Source organism: Nisaea sp. (assembly GCF_040217065.1).
In the GTDB taxonomy this organism is placed as follows: Bacteria; Pseudomonadota; Alphaproteobacteria; order Thalassobaculales; family Thalassobaculaceae; genus Nisaea.
On the sequence record NZ_JAVJNX010000005.1, the window covers coordinates 440,402 to 453,608 of the forward strand.

The following is a 13,207-nucleotide window of genomic DNA, read 5'->3' on the forward strand; positions in this document are numbered from 1 at the left end:
GTCCAGGTCAGATGAGCGATCAAGCGACCCTCGAGGTCCGTAATCTCCAGACCCATTTCTTCACCAAAGCCGGTGTGGTCAAAGCGGTCGACGACGTTAGTTTCTCCGTTGGCAAAGGCCAGATTCTCGGGCTCGTTGGCGAGTCCGGTTCCGGCAAGACCGTAACGGGGTTCTCCATTCTCGGACTGGTCGACGAGCCGGGCCGGGTGGCTGGAGGTGAAATCCTCTATCGCGGTGAAAACCTGGTAGGCGCCAGCCAGGAGAGGATGCGGAAGCTGCGCGGCAACAACATTGCCATGATCTTCCAGGATCCGATGATGACGCTGAACCCGGTCCTGCGGATCGATACGCAGATGATCGAGGCGATAAAGGCGCATTACAAGGTATCCGATGACGAAGCCCGTCAGCGTGCCCGGGATGCGCTTGGCCAGGTCGGAATTCCGGCACCGGACGAACGTCTGAAGAGTTATCCGCATCAGTTTTCCGGCGGCATGCGGCAGCGCGTGGCCATTGCCATCGCGTTGTTGAACAAGCCGGACCTGATCGTCGCGGACGAACCGACCACGGCGCTCGACGTGACCATCCAAGGGCAGATTCTCTACGAAGTGCAGAAGCTCTGCGCGGAAACCGGCACGGCGATGATCTGGATCACCCACGATCTTTCTGTCGTTGCCGGGCTCGCGGACAACGTGGCGGTGATGTATGCCGGCCGCGTCGTCGAATCCGGCACGGTGGACGAGGTGCTTGATTCTCCACGGCATCCCTATACGGCAGGCCTGATCGGGTCGGTGCCGAGTCGCAATGCCCACGGCCAGCGCCTGCAGCAGATCCCGGGCATGACGCCGTCGCTTCTGAATTTGCCGGCCGGTTGTGCCTTCAAGACACGCTGCAGCTATTCCACGCCGGTCTGCGACGCGGCGCCTGTTCTGTCCGAGGTTGCCGGGGGCCGCCAGGTCCGGTGCCATCATCCGCTCGTGACCGAGGCGGTCTAGATCATGACAACACAAATGAACAAATCAGCAGCCGCGACCGATACGCCGATCCTTGAACTGGACGGTATATCCAAACGCTTCGTGAAGCATCTCGATCTGGCCGGCAAGATTGGCCAGAAACTCGGCGCCAACGTGCGTGAGGAAACCGTGCACGCGGTTGACAATGTCTCCCTGACCATCGCCGATGGCGAAGTGGTCGGGCTGGTAGGAGAGTCCGGCTGTGGCAAGTCCACCCTTGGCCGCGTCGTCGCCGGAGTGCATCAGCCAAGTAACGGCCGGATGTTTTATCGCGGTCAGAACGTGACGGAACAGAATGCTGCCGAGGCGCGGGAAGTCCAGCTCAAGGTTCAGATGATCTTCCAGGATCCGATGAGCTCGCTCAATCCGCGGCTGCGGGTGAGCGATATCATCGGAGAGGCGCCGCGGGTGCACGGCATCGTCCCGAAAGCGGAGCTTCAGGATTACGTGGAAAGCGTAATGCTGCGGGTCGGGCTCGATCCGAGCTTCATAAAGCGCTACCCGCACCAGTTCTCCGGCGGCCAGAGGCAGCGTATCGGCATTGCCAGGGCGCTGGCGGTGAAGCCGGATTTCCTGGTCTGCGACGAATCCGTCGCCGCTCTCGATGTCTCGATCCAGGCCCAGGTTCTGAACCTGTTCATGGATCTGCGCGAGGATCTCAATCTCACCTATCTCTTCATCAGCCACGATCTCGGCGTGGTCGAGCATCTGAGTGACCGTGTGGTCATCATGTATCTTGGCCGCGTGGTCGAAATCGCCCCGACGAGCGAGCTATTCCGCGCGCCAAATCACCCCTACACCAAGGCTCTTCTCGAAGAGGTGCCCCGGCTGGACACCAGGAAACGCAAGTTCGTTCCGGTCAAGGGCGAGATCCCGTCGCCGATCGACCCGCCGCCCGGTTGCCACTTCCATCCGCGCTGTCCGCATGCAACGGAACGGTGCCGTGTGGAGCAGCCGGCTTTGCGGGAAGTCGCGCCGGGGCGGATTTCCGCCTGTCACCTGAACGATGGTCTCTGAGACGCACGGCAATATCCGCATTCGCCGGATAGAGGGTGTTCTGACGGAACGCCATCCGGTCGCCGACAGCGTTCCGATCCTGTTCGATTCGCCCCATTCCGGTCGTACCATTCCGCACGACTTTGTCACCGATGTCAGTCTGGCCCAGCTCAGGACCGGCGAGGACGCGTTTGTGGATGAACTGGTTTCCGGGTGTCTGGAGCATGGCATAGGGCTGGTCCAGGCGGAGTTTCCGCGCACCTATATCGATGCCAATCGGGCGGTCGACGACATTGACGATGACCTGCTTTCCGAGCCCTGGCCTGGCGGCGCAAGTCCGACGGACAAAAGTGCGCGCGGCATGGGCCTCATCCGAAAGCATATCCTGCGCGATGTGCCGCTCTATGCGGAGCCGCTCTCGGTGAACGAGGTCGCGGCGCGGATCGAAGCCTATTACCAGCCCTATCATGAAGCAGTGCAGGCGAGTCTGGACCGGCTGCATGGCAAGCATGGCAGGGTCTGGCATGTCGACTGGCATTCAATGAAGCCGTTCGGCAATCCGATGAATGTGGATGACGGGCAGGCGCGCCCGGATTTCGTCGTAAGCGATTTCGAAGGCGAGACGGCCGATCCGGGCTTGGTCGAGGCCGTGGCCCGCTGGTTCGGGGAGCGGGGCTACAGCGCGTCAATCAACGATCCGTACAAGGGGGCGGAGATGATCCGCCGGTATGGCGCGCCGGGAGACGGCCGCCATTCCATTCAGGTCGAAATCAACCGGCGGCTTTATCTCGACCCGGACCGGATGACGAAGACAGACGGATTTGCGCATCTGAAACAGCATCTGGATGCGTTTGCGCTCTGGCTTGTCGGTTATACGCAGACAGGCTGAGAATTCTCAGCCGCCAGTCGGCTGCGCGCTATGTACCGCCCTGCGCCTTGCGTGCGGCTTCCTCGATCCTCTGCAGTCTGTCGATATGTTGCTGGGCCTTTTTCGCGTTTCGCACATATTGCGCCGCGCGCTTCTTGCGTTCCTCGATATAGGTCTTCAGGTCGTCCTTGACGGCCGGCGTGTTATCGCAACTGTCCCAATAATCGGTCATGAGTCATCCCCATAATGCGCATGCCACAGTTTCAGTGCGTCATCATCCGGCACCAAACATAACTATTTGGTAAACAAGTGCTCGATGAAAGCCTTGGCGCAATGGATTGAGTCTGGACTGGTTAGAGCGCCGATATCGGGTTATCCGGACATACCATGGTTACGTCCGGCGGGAGACGGAGCATATGGTAGGGCTGCGCGGAGAGAGCCGGGCTCAGGGAGAAAACTGCTCTTTCAGAACCCGCTCCTCCAGATTGTGCTGGGGATCATAGAGCAAGGTCAGGGCGACGGTCCGGTCTTCGCGTACGCGCACCCGGACGATGTCGCGCACCTCGGTAGAATCCGCGGTGGCGCTGGTCGGGCGTTTCCCCGGATTCAGTACCTCGAACTCGATTTCCGCCTTGTGCGGTAACAACGCGCCGCGCCAGCGCCGTGGGCGAAACGCGCTGATCGGGGTGAGGGCCATGACGCCGGCGCCAAGCGGTACGATCGGGCCGTGGGCCGAGAGGTTATAGGCGGTGCTGCCGGCCGGTGTTGCGATGAGCACGCCATCGCAGACAAGTTCTTCCAGCCGTACCACACCATCGACGGTGATTCTGATCTTTGCCGCCTGTGCCGATTGCCGGAGCAGGGAGACCTCGTTGATCGCCAGGGCCCGTGTCACAGTGCCGTCCTGCGCCTCGGCATCCATTCTGAGCGGATGCAGGATGACCTGCTCGGCGGCGGCAATGCGCTGTTCCAGGCCCTCCTCCATATATTCATTCATCAGGAAGCCGACAGTCCCGCGATTCATGCCGAAGACCTTCAGCGGCCGGTCGAAATTGTCCCGGAGAGTGTCCAGCATCAATCCGTCCCCACCCAGCGCGACAATCACGTCCGCATCGCCCGGGGCATGGTTTCCATAGCGTTTCGTCAGTGTGTTGAAGGCGTCCTGCGCGTCCGGAGCTTTGGAAGCTTTGAAGCAGATTTTCATGACGGGACTTCCGATTGGGAACCATTTCAGCCGGAGGGAAGCGGTGCGCGTACCGCTTCGGGCTTTATTCATTCGCGTGGACTATGCATGATCCAGCGAAACACGACCATGGAAAGATCGGTCGTCTCGATAAAGCATAACAGGGAAGAAATGGCATGATGCGCCACCGACAATTTACCCTCCGCGTTGCCTTCTGGCTCGCCGTGGTGCTGCCTTTCGCAGGTCATGCCGGGGACGCTGCGTACGCCTCCGAGCGGTATGAAGGGTACTATTACCCGGAAAATCTTACCGAAGAGCACTACGTCTCGCCGGCCCAGAAGCTTCCAACCGCGACGCGGGAAAGCCGCCTTGCCTTCGTCTCGGGTGTCGCCTTGAGCGCCAGTGATCGTGCCTACCCGCCGCAGCGGGCCATGTTTGCGAAAGGCGACCAGGCCCAGAAGCTCATTGTCGTCAGTCTTTACGATAATCACATGACCACTCTGGCGCAGGCGCGTGCCGTTCTTGCCCTGATGACCGGGGTGGCGCGGACAACAAAGATCTTGCGCGACATGCAGGTCGAGTCGGTTTTCAACTTTCTCGATTTCTGCAAGATGCTGGGCTTCACGGAACTGACGATCAGCGACGGTCGTACCTTTGCCCACCGCTTCGTTCTGGAATGAAGACGAGGTGTCAGCGCATCAGGTAGAGGCACATCAGCAGGGAGGGGGTGTCGAGCCGCGGCAGGGCAAACCCGCCGCCATGGCAACGTGCTCCCAGCACCGAAAAGGCGGCCATGGGCAGCTGGAACTGCATTTGCCTGAGGGCGAAGCTCTGTAGCTGTCTCGAACGATTCCGCATGTCCGTCTCCGCGTTATGCATGGAACAGATGACGGTAAGACGGAAGCTGCCGCAAATCCGTGAAGCCAGCCGGGCGGCTCAGCCTCCGGTCACGCTCATGTGACGGCTGACGGCTGGGCCATTATGGCGCCGGTCGATGATGAAATCGTGACCCTTCGGCTTGCGTCCGATGGCTTCCTCGATTGCCGCGACAAGCGGCTCGTCGCTCTCGCTTGCCCGCAGCGGCGCCCGCAGGTCGGCGGCATCATCCTGGCCAAGACACATGTAGAGCGTGCCGGTGCAGGTCAGGCGGACCCGGTTGCAGCTTTCGCAGAAATTATGGGTCAGTGGCGTGATGAAGCCGAGCCGGCCGCCGGTTTCGCCGACGGTGACATAGCGGGCAGGGCCGCCGGTCTTGTAATCAATGTCCGTCAGCGTGAAACGCTCGGCGAGCTTGGCCCGGACCATGGAGAGCGGCAGATACTGGTCGACGCGGTCTTCGCCGCCGATATCGCCCATCGGCATGACTTCGATCACCGTCATGTCATAACCGTTGTCGCCGCACCATTGCAGCATGTCGGCAAGCTCGACATCGTTCACGCCCTTGAGGGCGACGGCATTGATCTTGATTTTCAGGCCGGCGCGCTTGGCTGTCTCGATGCCTTCAAGCACCTGGTCCAGCCGGCCCCAGCGGGTAATGGCCTTGAATTTTTCCGGATCCAGCGTGTCGATGGAGACATTCACCCGGCGGACGCCGCAATCGTAGAGTTCATGCGCGAAGCGGCCGAGCTGGCTGCCGTTCGTGGTGACCGTGACTTCTTCCAGTGCGCCACTGTCGAGATGGCGTTTCATGCTGCGGAACAGGCTCATGATGTTCCGGCGGACAAGAGGCTCGCCTCCAGTTAAGCGCAGCTTGCGCACGCCAAGACCGATAAAGGCTGAACACATCCGGTCCAGCTCTTCCAGACTCAGGATGTCCGATTTCGGCAGGAAGGTCATGTTTTCGGACATGCAATAGACGCAGCGGAAGTCGCAGCGATCCGTCACTGAAACCCGAAGATAGCTAATGTCACGCCCAAACGGATCGAGCATTGGTTCTCCCTTGTGGTCGCCAAGATCATTTTCGGAGACCGATATATCCAATCTGATATAGCGCTCGGCGTTCCCGGCTTCAATATCGCGCTGAATTTCTCCGGCGTCGACTGTCTGATTTACCGCGATGTGGATTGCCTGAACTCGGCTGCCTGCCCATAGTTAATGCATGACAGATGAATCTCCAGACTACCTCATCCGCCCGCAACCTGACGATCCACGCCTGACGCGGCGGGTTTCCGGACTCGATCACGAGGGCCGGGAGCAGGAGATTTCCGTGATCATGGAGCGGCCGTTGACGATTTTCCTGAACGGCCAGGAAATCGTGACCGCCATGACCATTGGAGACTTTCCCGACTATCTTGCCGTCGGCTTTCTGCTTAATCAGAACATGCTGCGCCAGGACGACCGGATCACCGGCATCGAGTATGACGACGATCTCGATGTTGTGGTGGTTCGTACCGAGCGCGAAACGAATTACGAGGAGAAACTGCAAAAGAAGATACGGACATCAGGCTGTGCCCAGGGTACCGTCTTCGGGGATCTCATGGAGAAGTTCGAGGATATCGCCCTGCCGCGTGATGCGGTGCTCCGCACCTCCTGGATCTACAGCCTCTCCAGGCAGATCAACAACACGCCGAGTCTCTATCTCGAAGCCGGGGCGATTCATGGCTGTGTCCTCTGCAAGGAAGACAAGCCTCTGATTTACATGGAGGATGTCGGCCGGCACAATGCCATAGACAAGATTGCCGGTTACATGTTCCTGAACGGCATCGAGCCCGGCGACAAGATTTTCTACACGACCGGGCGGCTGACCAGCGAAATGGTGATCAAGACCGTGCAGATGGGCATTCCGATCCTGATATCCCGCTCGGGCTTCACGGCGTGGGGTGTGGATCTGGCCCGCGAGGCCGGCCTGACCCTGATCGGTCGCGCAAAGGGCAAGCGGTTCATCGCGCTCTCCGGTGCTGACCGGCTGAATTATGACGCCGACTGGTCTGCCGTGGCGGACGAGCCGCGCAGGAGCGGCCGGAAGGCGAGCGTGGCATCCGATGCCGATTGATACCGGAGACATCGTCGGAGTCCTGCTGGCCGGGGGACAGTCGCGCCGCATGGGCGGCGGGGACAAATCCCTGCAGCATCTGGCCGGCCGTCCGATCCTTGAGCACGTGATCGAGCGCGTGACGGGGCAGGTGGGCTGCATCGTGCTGAATGCCAACGGAGATCCGGCCCGCTTCGACGCCTATGGATTGCCGGTAGCGCCGGATGTTGTCGCCGGTCAGCCTGGACCGCTTGCCGGCGTGTTGACCGGGATGACCTGGGCCGCAGCCCATATGCCGGCGGCGCGATGGATATTGACCGTTGCAACCGATGCACCGTTCGTGCCGCGCGACCTCGCGCACAGTCTGGGACGGGCCATTGAAGACAGCGGTGCCGACCTTGCCTGTGCCTCGTCCGGGGGACGCAGACACCCCGTTATCGGCCTCTGGCCGGTGGCTCTGGCAGGGGCCTTGCGGGAAGCCCTCGAGGTGGACGGCGTTCGCAAGGTGGATCGGTGGACGGCGCAATACGACATGGCAATTGCCGATTACCCGGACGACCCCGTCGACCCGTTCTTCAACGTCAATAAACCCGAAGATGTAAAAGCATCCGAATTGTTATATAATAGGCATATTCGGTAGCGGATTTATTTTCGGAATTTCGTAGAGTTGCTTCTCATACTTGTCTCTTCATCGTATGGTCCGGCTGGTATTCGAATGTTAAACAATGTGAGCAGTACTAATATGGTGCGCTTGAAAGCCGCGACGTTAACCATGGCTTTGCTTGTTGGCCTCTCCGGTTGCTTTGGAGAGGAAGAAAAGCCGGGGCCAAAGATGGATTTCATCAACATCAGAAATGATTCCTCTACCGAGGTCAGCGTCAGGGTCAAGCTCTGGACCAAGGAAGCGCTTCCCGTGCAGGCCGGCGATTCCGCGCGGATCGAATTCAAGGCCGGGTCGCGCACAGTCCAGGTCGATGCGCGCAGCCGGAAGCAATGGGATGATTGCTGGGTAACGATGCAGATCGGAGAAACCCTGGTGGTTTCCGATGCAACTGAACGTATCGGCTGTTCCGTGGAATAAGAGGCTGGTAAAGGCGCGTGGCCGCATACGCCGCGGAACTACTCCGCTGACAGCAGGATTTGCTCACCGAATTTTTTGAACGCTTTCACGCCGCCGCCATTCGCGATGACCGATCTGATGGCATCGCGGTCGACGGGCTTGAAGCCGCCCAGTGTTCTGATGCCGTAGGCGTGGAGCGCGGGAGAGAGCGGCGTGCCGGGCCCCACGAGTGTGACCGGGACGTTCTTTGCGAGCCGCAGCAAGCCGGGCAGGGTTCCGTTACACCAGGCCGACGCGGTGACCAGGAGCTCTCCTGCGCCTGGAATGACGTAGGCCGCTGCGTCCGCCGGCAGATCGTCCGGTCCAGGCGACATTTCCAGGACGATTGCGCCTGGTCGCTTGGCCTGCAAAGCAGGGAAGCGCCCGACGATCACGGTCCTCCTGCCGGGATTTGCGTGATCCGAGAGCAGGCCGTCGCCTGGTACGGCATGCGGCGGAGCGGGTATACCCGCATTGACCGCAGCACAGGCCAGGGTTCGTGCCATTCCGGACAACTGACGCAGACCGGTCGCCACCGTGGATAGCGGCACGCCGATCATGGTTGCAGGATCGAAAGGCGCGGCCGTGTCGTCGGCGGCACTGGATCGGTGTGCCATTGCGGCAAGTCCCATGGAGCCGCCGGTTTCTACCGCCGCCCAGTACCGGCCGAGCGTGACCGATGTTATCGGCAATGAGGGTGTGTTGCGGATCAGTTCTTCATCCATCCGCTCCGGTCCCCACCAGTAAGGCAGCTCGTCCGGCGTCAGGGGAACGGGGGCGAGACCGCAACGCCGGCCGATGGTCGCAAGAAGGGCGGCCGGACCATGGAACAGCACCGGGACGGAGTTCTTGATTGCGACGGAGACGGTTTCGTTCAGCGCAGCGTCAACGTCAGGCTCTTTGATTGGCAGCTCGATAAAAAGCAGATCGCAGTCGAGGGCGTCGCCGGGGGACTCCGATGGAAAGCGTTCAATTCTCCAGCGGCGCCGATCAAGGCGGGTGAGAAAATCCCGAGGCGACGGGTCACCGAAATGGTCGGATTCCGAAAGAAGCCAACCGGGTTGGAGGCCAGGGAGCGGCAGCATCATGAGGCTAGCAACTCGCTTCTGCGCCGGGGAGCCTATTCAAACAACACTGAGTGTCACCCGAACCGCGCGGCGCGGCGTTGCTCGACAATGTCGTCGGCAGCAACCAGATCCACCTTGGCACTGTTGATAAGCTGCTTGCCGCGATGTTCGAAATTCACTGTGACCCGGTCACCGACGACAGATTGAATCTGGCCAATCCCCCAATCCGGTTCATCTGCGAGCAAAACAAAGCTGCCGGGTAGGAGAAAATGGGCCATGGGATCCTCGTCGTAGGGGCACTTCGACGCTCTCACGCCGGTTAAATTCGCGCGATTAATGAATTGTGAAGGAAAGCGGAATCAAACTTCAATAAGATTTCATACAGAGTTTTCCGAAAGCTGAAACAAGAGACGGCGAGCACACTCATCTCACACTGGCGTCGTCGCAAAAAATGTCCGAGAGTGTCTTGCATGAAAGAGCATATGGTATTGATCGATATACTGTTATCCCGGCTGTTTCACGATCTGATCAGTCCGGTCAGCGCAACGGTCAATGGCGCCGAACTGATTTCGGACGTTGGCGGCGCAGGGTCTGATCTTGAACAGGAAGCGCTCGCCCTTATTGGAACCAGCGCGCGACAGGCATCGGAACGGCTTTCTTTTTTTCGAGTCGCCTTTGGCGGATCCGGATCCAACAGTGACCATTCCTTGGCGGACGGCGCCAGACTCACCGCGCCTTATCTCCAGGCACGCAAGATCGATTTCGTCCTTGAATGCCCGGTCGATCCCAAGCTGGTTCGGCCGCGGCCCGGCGGAATCAAGGTCCTTCTCGGCATGGTGAGCTTCCTGTGCGAATGCCTGCCGCGCGGGGGCAGCATTACTCTTACTGTTTTTGATGATGGGGGGATCGTTTCGAGCTGTCGGCAGAAGGTGACGGCGCGAATATCCCCGATGACGTGAGAGCGGCCCTTGAGCCGGATTTGCCGGAAGGCGATTTGACCAGCAAGTCGGTTGTCGCGCATGTCGCGGCAGTCAACGCCCATCGCTTTGGGCTGCATTTCTCCGCTTCGGAAGAAACCGGCCGGGTCAAAGTCGATGTTAATTTCACCTGAAAGTAGGTGGAACCGCGTTGGCCATGAATTGTTCCCGCAGTGTAAATGGGTTAACGCTTTCTTCAATGGTTTGGCCTAGGCTCGAACCGGATTGAAAAGACACCAACAACGCGGCGCTATGCGCTTGCGGGCCAACTTCAAGATGGCCGTCGAACGAGATAGATTGGGGTAAAGTGGATGGATGAGCTGCTCAGCGAATTCCTCACGGAGACGTCCGAAAGCGTTTCGGAGCTCGACGTAGAACTGGTCCAGCTGGAACAGAATCCAAATGACCAGGGCCTTCTTAGTAATATTTTCCGGCTTGTCCACACGATCAAGGGGACCTGTGGTTTCCTTGGTCTGCCTCGGCTGGAAGCCGTTGCTCATGCATCGGAAAATGTTCTCGGCAAGATTCGCGACGGCAACCTCGAAGTCACGCCTGATGCTGTCACGCTCATTCTTGAATCCTTCGACCGGATCAAGTGGCTTTTGTCTTCGCTCGAAGAGAACGAGGTGGAGCCTGAAGGTGATGATCAGGACCTGATCGACCGCCTCAACCATGTAGCTGACGGTGGCGCGCTTGACGACGTTTCTGCGCCCGGTGCCGCTGCGGAGCCCGAGCCGGAGCCGGAGCTCGAAACAGAGGAGCCGGCTCCCCCCCGTCCGGGTGAAGTGAGCCTTGAAGAGCTGGAGCGCGCCTTCATGGAAGCGCCGGGCCCCGATGACGTTGCGTCTGACGAGCCGGAAGCCGAAATTGCCGACGCGGCGTCAGCGGATGAGGCTGTCGAGCCCGATCCCGCACCGCCGGCGCCGAAAACCGAAGTCGCCGTCAGCGCCTCCCAGGGCGTGGCGAAACCGCCCGAGCAGGAAAAGCAGGTGCGTGAATCCGCGGTCGCCAACCAGACCATCCGGGTGAATGTCGATCTGCTCGAGAATCTGATGACGATGGTCAGCGAGCTGGTTCTGACACGCAACCAGCTGATGCAGATCTCCCGCAATGAGAAAGACAGTGAATTCACGGTGCCGCTGCAGCGCCTGAGTCAGGTTACGTCGGAGCTGCAGGAAGGCGTCATGAAGACGCGTATGCAGCCGATTGGAAATGCCTGGTCGAAACTGCCGCGCCTGGTCCGTGATCTCTCGATCGACCTGAACAAGAAGATCGATCTGCAGATGCTCGGTGCGGACACCGAACTCGACCGTCAGGTGCTGGAGCTGATCAAGGATCCGCTGACGCACATGGTTCGCAACTCGGCGGACCACGGTATCGAGGACGGCCCGACGCGTATCGCCGCAGGCAAGCCTGAGACCGGTACCGTGACGCTGAACGCCTACCACGAAGGCGGACACATCATCATCGAGATCAAGGATGATGGTAAGGGCCTCGACCCGGAGAAGATCAAGGCCAAGGCCATTGCCAACGGGCTGGTCGCTGAATCCGAAGCGGATGCGCTTTCCGAGCAGCAAATCCACCAGTTCATCATGCGGGCCGGATTCTCGACGGCGGCACAGGTCACATCCGTTTCCGGCCGTGGCGTCGGCATGGATGTCGTGCGCACGAACATCGAGAAGATCGGCGGCACGATCGAGCTGAAATCCACGTTCGGCAAAGGGTCGACCTTCATCATCAAGATTCCGCTGACCCTGGCGATTGTTTCCGCGCTCATCGTTGAGTCGGGCGGTGAACGCTTCGCCATTCCGCAGCTCAGTGTGGTGGAACTGGTCCGGGCCTCGAGCAACAGCGAACACAAGATCGAAGAAGTCCACGGCACGCCGGTTCTGCGCCTTCGCAACCGTCTGCTTCCGCTTGTCTCGCTCAAGCGCATGCTGCGTCTGGACGAAAGCGAACAGGAAACACCGCAGGAAACCTTTATCGTGGTTCTGCAAGTCGGCACCTATTCGGTCGGCATCATGGTTGACCGGGTCTTTGATACCGAGGAAATCGTCGTGAAGCCGGTGGCGCCGATCCTGCGCAATATCACGCTCTTCTCGGGGAACACCATTCTCGGTGACGGTAGCGTGATCATGATCCTTGACCCGAACGGGATCGCGGCCGCTAGCGGAGATCTCAAGATGGTGGATGAGGAAGGCAAGGACACGGCCCGTCATCTGACGCACCAGTCCGATGTTTCGTCGCTGCTGTTGTTCCGAGCCGGTGGCAAGAGCCCGAAGGCGGTGCCGCTCGCGCTGGTTGCCCGCCTGGAAGAGATCGACCTGGCGACGGTTGAATATTCCGAAGGCCGTCCGCTCGTTCAGTATCGTGGCCAGTTGATGCCTCTGATCGCGATGGAAGAGGAGCTCAAGCTTGAGGCCGAAGGCCGTCAGCCAGTGCTTGTCTTTACCGACAATGAGCGTTCGATGGGCCTTATCGTCGACCAGATCGTCGATATCGTCGAAGACCGGATCAATATCGAGGTTCGTCCGGATGCCCCGTGGCTGATGGGCAGCGCGGTGATCGCAGGCAAGGCGACGGAAATCATCGATGCCGGTTTCTACCTGACCCAGGCCTATGGGGACTGGTTCGGAGCGGCGGAAGGCGACAGCAAGGAGCCGACCGCGCCGCGGCGTGTGCTCCTGGTCGATGACAGCGCGTTTTTCCGTAACCTGATCAAGCCTCTGCTTTCGGTTGCAGGGTATGACGTCACGACGGTCAATCACGCCGAGGCCGCTCTTGAGCTGTGTGAAAACGGCGCGGATTTCGACGCCATCATCAGTGATATCGAGATGCCGGGAATCGACGGGTTCGAACTGACGCGTCGCCTGCGCGAAATTGCGCGCTGGGAGGATACGCCAATCATCGCCTTGTCGTCCCATACCGGTCCGCGTGACCTCGATAGGGGCCGCGAAGTCGGTTTCACGGATTATATCGCCAAACTAGACCGGGACGCGCTGCTGGAGACATTGGCGCAAACCATTGACGCGTGAG

The 13,207-nt window shown here is 59.9% G+C and carries 16 protein-coding genes; 10 read left to right on the forward strand and 6 right to left on the reverse strand.

Annotated elements, in window-relative coordinates:
• Window positions 1-11: 11 nt before the first annotated feature.
• From RH950_RS06700 to RH950_RS06710, 3 genes are read left to right on the forward strand one after another with little or no spacing between them, the layout of a single operon-like run.
• Window positions 12-992 carry an ABC transporter ATP-binding protein gene (locus RH950_RS06700; RefSeq protein ID WP_350054963.1) on the forward strand — a complete coding sequence of 327 codons (981 nt, stop codon included), beginning with the start codon at window positions 12-14 and terminating at the stop codon, window positions 990-992.
• A 15-nt stretch (window positions 993-1,007) separates the two neighbouring features.
• Entirely contained in the window at window positions 1,008-2,027 is a 1,020-nt protein-coding gene (locus RH950_RS06705) for an ABC transporter ATP-binding protein (protein WP_350054965.1), read from the forward strand.
• Window positions 2,017-2,895 carry an N-formylglutamate amidohydrolase gene (locus tag RH950_RS06710; protein WP_350054967.1) on the forward strand — a complete coding sequence of 293 codons (879 nt, stop codon included), beginning with the start codon at window positions 2,017-2,019 and terminating at the stop codon, window positions 2,893-2,895. Before RH950_RS06705 ends, RH950_RS06710 begins: the two co-directional genes overlap by 11 nt.
• 28 nt (window positions 2,896-2,923) lie before the next feature.
• Here RH950_RS06710 and RH950_RS06715 read toward each other — a convergent pair whose 3' ends face one another.
• On the reverse strand, window positions 2,924-3,106 hold the full coding sequence (locus RH950_RS06715; RefSeq protein ID WP_350054968.1) for a hypothetical protein: 183 nt from the start codon (window positions 3,104-3,106) through the stop codon (window positions 2,924-2,926).
• Window positions 3,107-3,319: 213 nt separating this feature from the next.
• Complete coding sequence (locus tag RH950_RS06720) at window positions 3,320-4,078, reverse strand: NAD kinase (RefSeq protein WP_350054969.1); 759 nt, start codon at window positions 4,076-4,078, stop codon at window positions 3,320-3,322.
• 155 nt (window positions 4,079-4,233) lie between these two features.
• On the opposite strand from RH950_RS06720, the gene RH950_RS06725 reads away from it, so the two are divergent.
• Window positions 4,234-4,737 (forward strand): molybdopterin-guanine dinucleotide biosynthesis protein A, encoded by a 504-nt coding sequence (locus tag RH950_RS06725; protein ID WP_350054970.1) that lies wholly within the window; start codon window positions 4,234-4,236, stop codon window positions 4,735-4,737.
• A gap of 10 nt (window positions 4,738-4,747) precedes the next feature.
• Here the strand turns inward: RH950_RS06725 and RH950_RS06730 are convergent, their stop codons facing one another.
• Both RH950_RS06730 and moaA read right to left on the reverse strand, forming a co-directional pair.
• Window positions 4,748-4,915 carry a hypothetical protein gene (locus RH950_RS06730; RefSeq protein ID WP_350054972.1) on the reverse strand — a complete coding sequence of 56 codons (168 nt, stop codon included), beginning with the start codon at window positions 4,913-4,915 and terminating at the stop codon, window positions 4,748-4,750.
• Window positions 4,916-4,993: 78 nt separating this feature from the next.
• Window positions 4,994-5,986: a GTP 3',8-cyclase MoaA gene (gene moaA, locus RH950_RS06735; protein WP_350054974.1), complete on the reverse strand. Its 993-nt coding sequence runs from the start codon at window positions 5,984-5,986 to the stop codon at window positions 4,994-4,996.
• 169 nt (window positions 5,987-6,155) lie between these two features.
• On the opposite strand from moaA, the gene fdhD reads away from it, so the two are divergent.
• From fdhD to RH950_RS06750, 3 genes are all read left to right on the forward strand, one after another.
• Window positions 6,156-7,049 carry a formate dehydrogenase accessory sulfurtransferase FdhD gene (fdhD, locus tag RH950_RS06740; RefSeq protein WP_350054976.1) on the forward strand — a complete coding sequence of 298 codons (894 nt, stop codon included), beginning with the start codon at window positions 6,156-6,158 and terminating at the stop codon, window positions 7,047-7,049.
• Window positions 7,039-7,668, forward strand: a complete 630-nt coding sequence (gene mobA, locus RH950_RS06745) for a molybdenum cofactor guanylyltransferase MobA (protein ID WP_350054978.1) — start codon at window positions 7,039-7,041, stop codon at window positions 7,666-7,668. The genes fdhD and mobA overlap by 11 nt, the downstream gene beginning before the upstream one ends.
• A gap of 75 nt (window positions 7,669-7,743) precedes the next feature.
• Entirely contained in the window at window positions 7,744-8,109 is a 366-nt protein-coding gene (locus tag RH950_RS06750; RefSeq protein ID WP_350054980.1) for a hypothetical protein, read from the forward strand.
• A 38-nt stretch (window positions 8,110-8,147) separates the two neighbouring features.
• Here RH950_RS06750 and RH950_RS06755 read toward each other — a convergent pair whose 3' ends face one another.
• Together RH950_RS06755 and RH950_RS06760 are read right to left on the reverse strand one after the other, a co-directional pair.
• The gene (locus RH950_RS06755) at window positions 8,148-9,215 is read right to left on the reverse strand and encodes a Rossmann-like domain-containing protein (protein ID WP_350054982.1); all 1,068 of its coding nucleotides are present in this window, start codon (window positions 9,213-9,215) and stop codon (window positions 8,148-8,150) included.
• Between the two features lie 53 nt (window positions 9,216-9,268).
• Window positions 9,269-9,472, reverse strand: coding sequence for a DUF3553 domain-containing protein (locus RH950_RS06760; RefSeq protein ID WP_350054984.1), 204 nt, complete (start codon window positions 9,470-9,472; stop codon window positions 9,269-9,271).
• A 192-nt stretch (window positions 9,473-9,664) separates the two neighbouring features.
• On the opposite strand from RH950_RS06760, the gene RH950_RS06765 reads away from it, so the two are divergent.
• The 3 genes from RH950_RS06765 to RH950_RS06775 all read left to right on the forward strand — a co-directional run bounded on the left by RH950_RS06765 (window position 9,665) and on the right by RH950_RS06775 (window position 13,206).
• Window positions 9,665-10,153 carry a hypothetical protein gene (locus tag RH950_RS06765; RefSeq protein ID WP_350054986.1) on the forward strand — a complete coding sequence of 163 codons (489 nt, stop codon included), beginning with the start codon at window positions 9,665-9,667 and terminating at the stop codon, window positions 10,151-10,153.
• Entirely contained in the window at window positions 10,150-10,305 is a 156-nt protein-coding gene (locus RH950_RS06770) for a hypothetical protein (protein ID WP_350054988.1), read from the forward strand. The genes RH950_RS06765 and RH950_RS06770 overlap by 4 nt, the downstream gene beginning before the upstream one ends.
• A gap of 177 nt (window positions 10,306-10,482) precedes the next feature.
• On the forward strand, window positions 10,483-13,206 hold the full coding sequence (locus RH950_RS06775; RefSeq protein ID WP_350054991.1) for a hybrid sensor histidine kinase/response regulator: 2,724 nt from the start codon (window positions 10,483-10,485) through the stop codon (window positions 13,204-13,206).
• Window position 13,207 lies beyond the last annotated feature (1 nt).

Coding starts and splice junctions, on each gene's coding strand:
- RH950_RS06700 (WP_350054963.1), top strand. CDS start 12: ATGAGCGATCAAGCGACCCTCGAGGTCCGTAATCTCCAGACCCATTTC.
- RH950_RS06705 (WP_350054965.1), top strand. CDS start 1,008: ATGAACAAATCAGCAGCCGCGACCGATACGCCGATCCTTGAACTGGAC.
- RH950_RS06710 (WP_350054967.1), top strand. CDS start 2,017: ATGGTCTCTGAGACGCACGGCAATATCCGCATTCGCCGGATAGAGGGT.
- RH950_RS06715 (WP_350054968.1), bottom strand. CDS start 3,106: ATGACCGATTATTGGGACAGTTGCGATAACACGCCGGCCGTCAAGGAC.
- RH950_RS06720 (WP_350054969.1), bottom strand. CDS start 4,078: ATGAAAATCTGCTTCAAAGCTTCCAAAGCTCCGGACGCGCAGGACGCC.
- RH950_RS06725 (WP_350054970.1), top strand. CDS start 4,234: ATGATGCGCCACCGACAATTTACCCTCCGCGTTGCCTTCTGGCTCGCC.
- RH950_RS06730 (WP_350054972.1), bottom strand. CDS start 4,915: ATGCGGAATCGTTCGAGACAGCTACAGAGCTTCGCCCTCAGGCAAATG.
- moaA (WP_350054974.1), bottom strand. CDS start 5,986: ATGCTCGATCCGTTTGGGCGTGACATTAGCTATCTTCGGGTTTCAGTG.
- fdhD (WP_350054976.1), top strand. CDS start 6,156: ATGACAGATGAATCTCCAGACTACCTCATCCGCCCGCAACCTGACGAT.
- mobA (WP_350054978.1), top strand. CDS start 7,039: ATGCCGATTGATACCGGAGACATCGTCGGAGTCCTGCTGGCCGGGGGA.
- RH950_RS06750 (WP_350054980.1), top strand. CDS start 7,744: ATGTTAAACAATGTGAGCAGTACTAATATGGTGCGCTTGAAAGCCGCG.
- RH950_RS06755 (WP_350054982.1), bottom strand. CDS start 9,215: ATGATGCTGCCGCTCCCTGGCCTCCAACCCGGTTGGCTTCTTTCGGAA.
- RH950_RS06760 (WP_350054984.1), bottom strand. CDS start 9,472: ATGGCCCATTTTCTCCTACCCGGCAGCTTTGTTTTGCTCGCAGATGAA.
- RH950_RS06765 (WP_350054986.1), top strand. CDS start 9,665: ATGAAAGAGCATATGGTATTGATCGATATACTGTTATCCCGGCTGTTT.
- RH950_RS06775 (WP_350054991.1), top strand. CDS start 10,483: ATGGATGAGCTGCTCAGCGAATTCCTCACGGAGACGTCCGAAAGCGTT.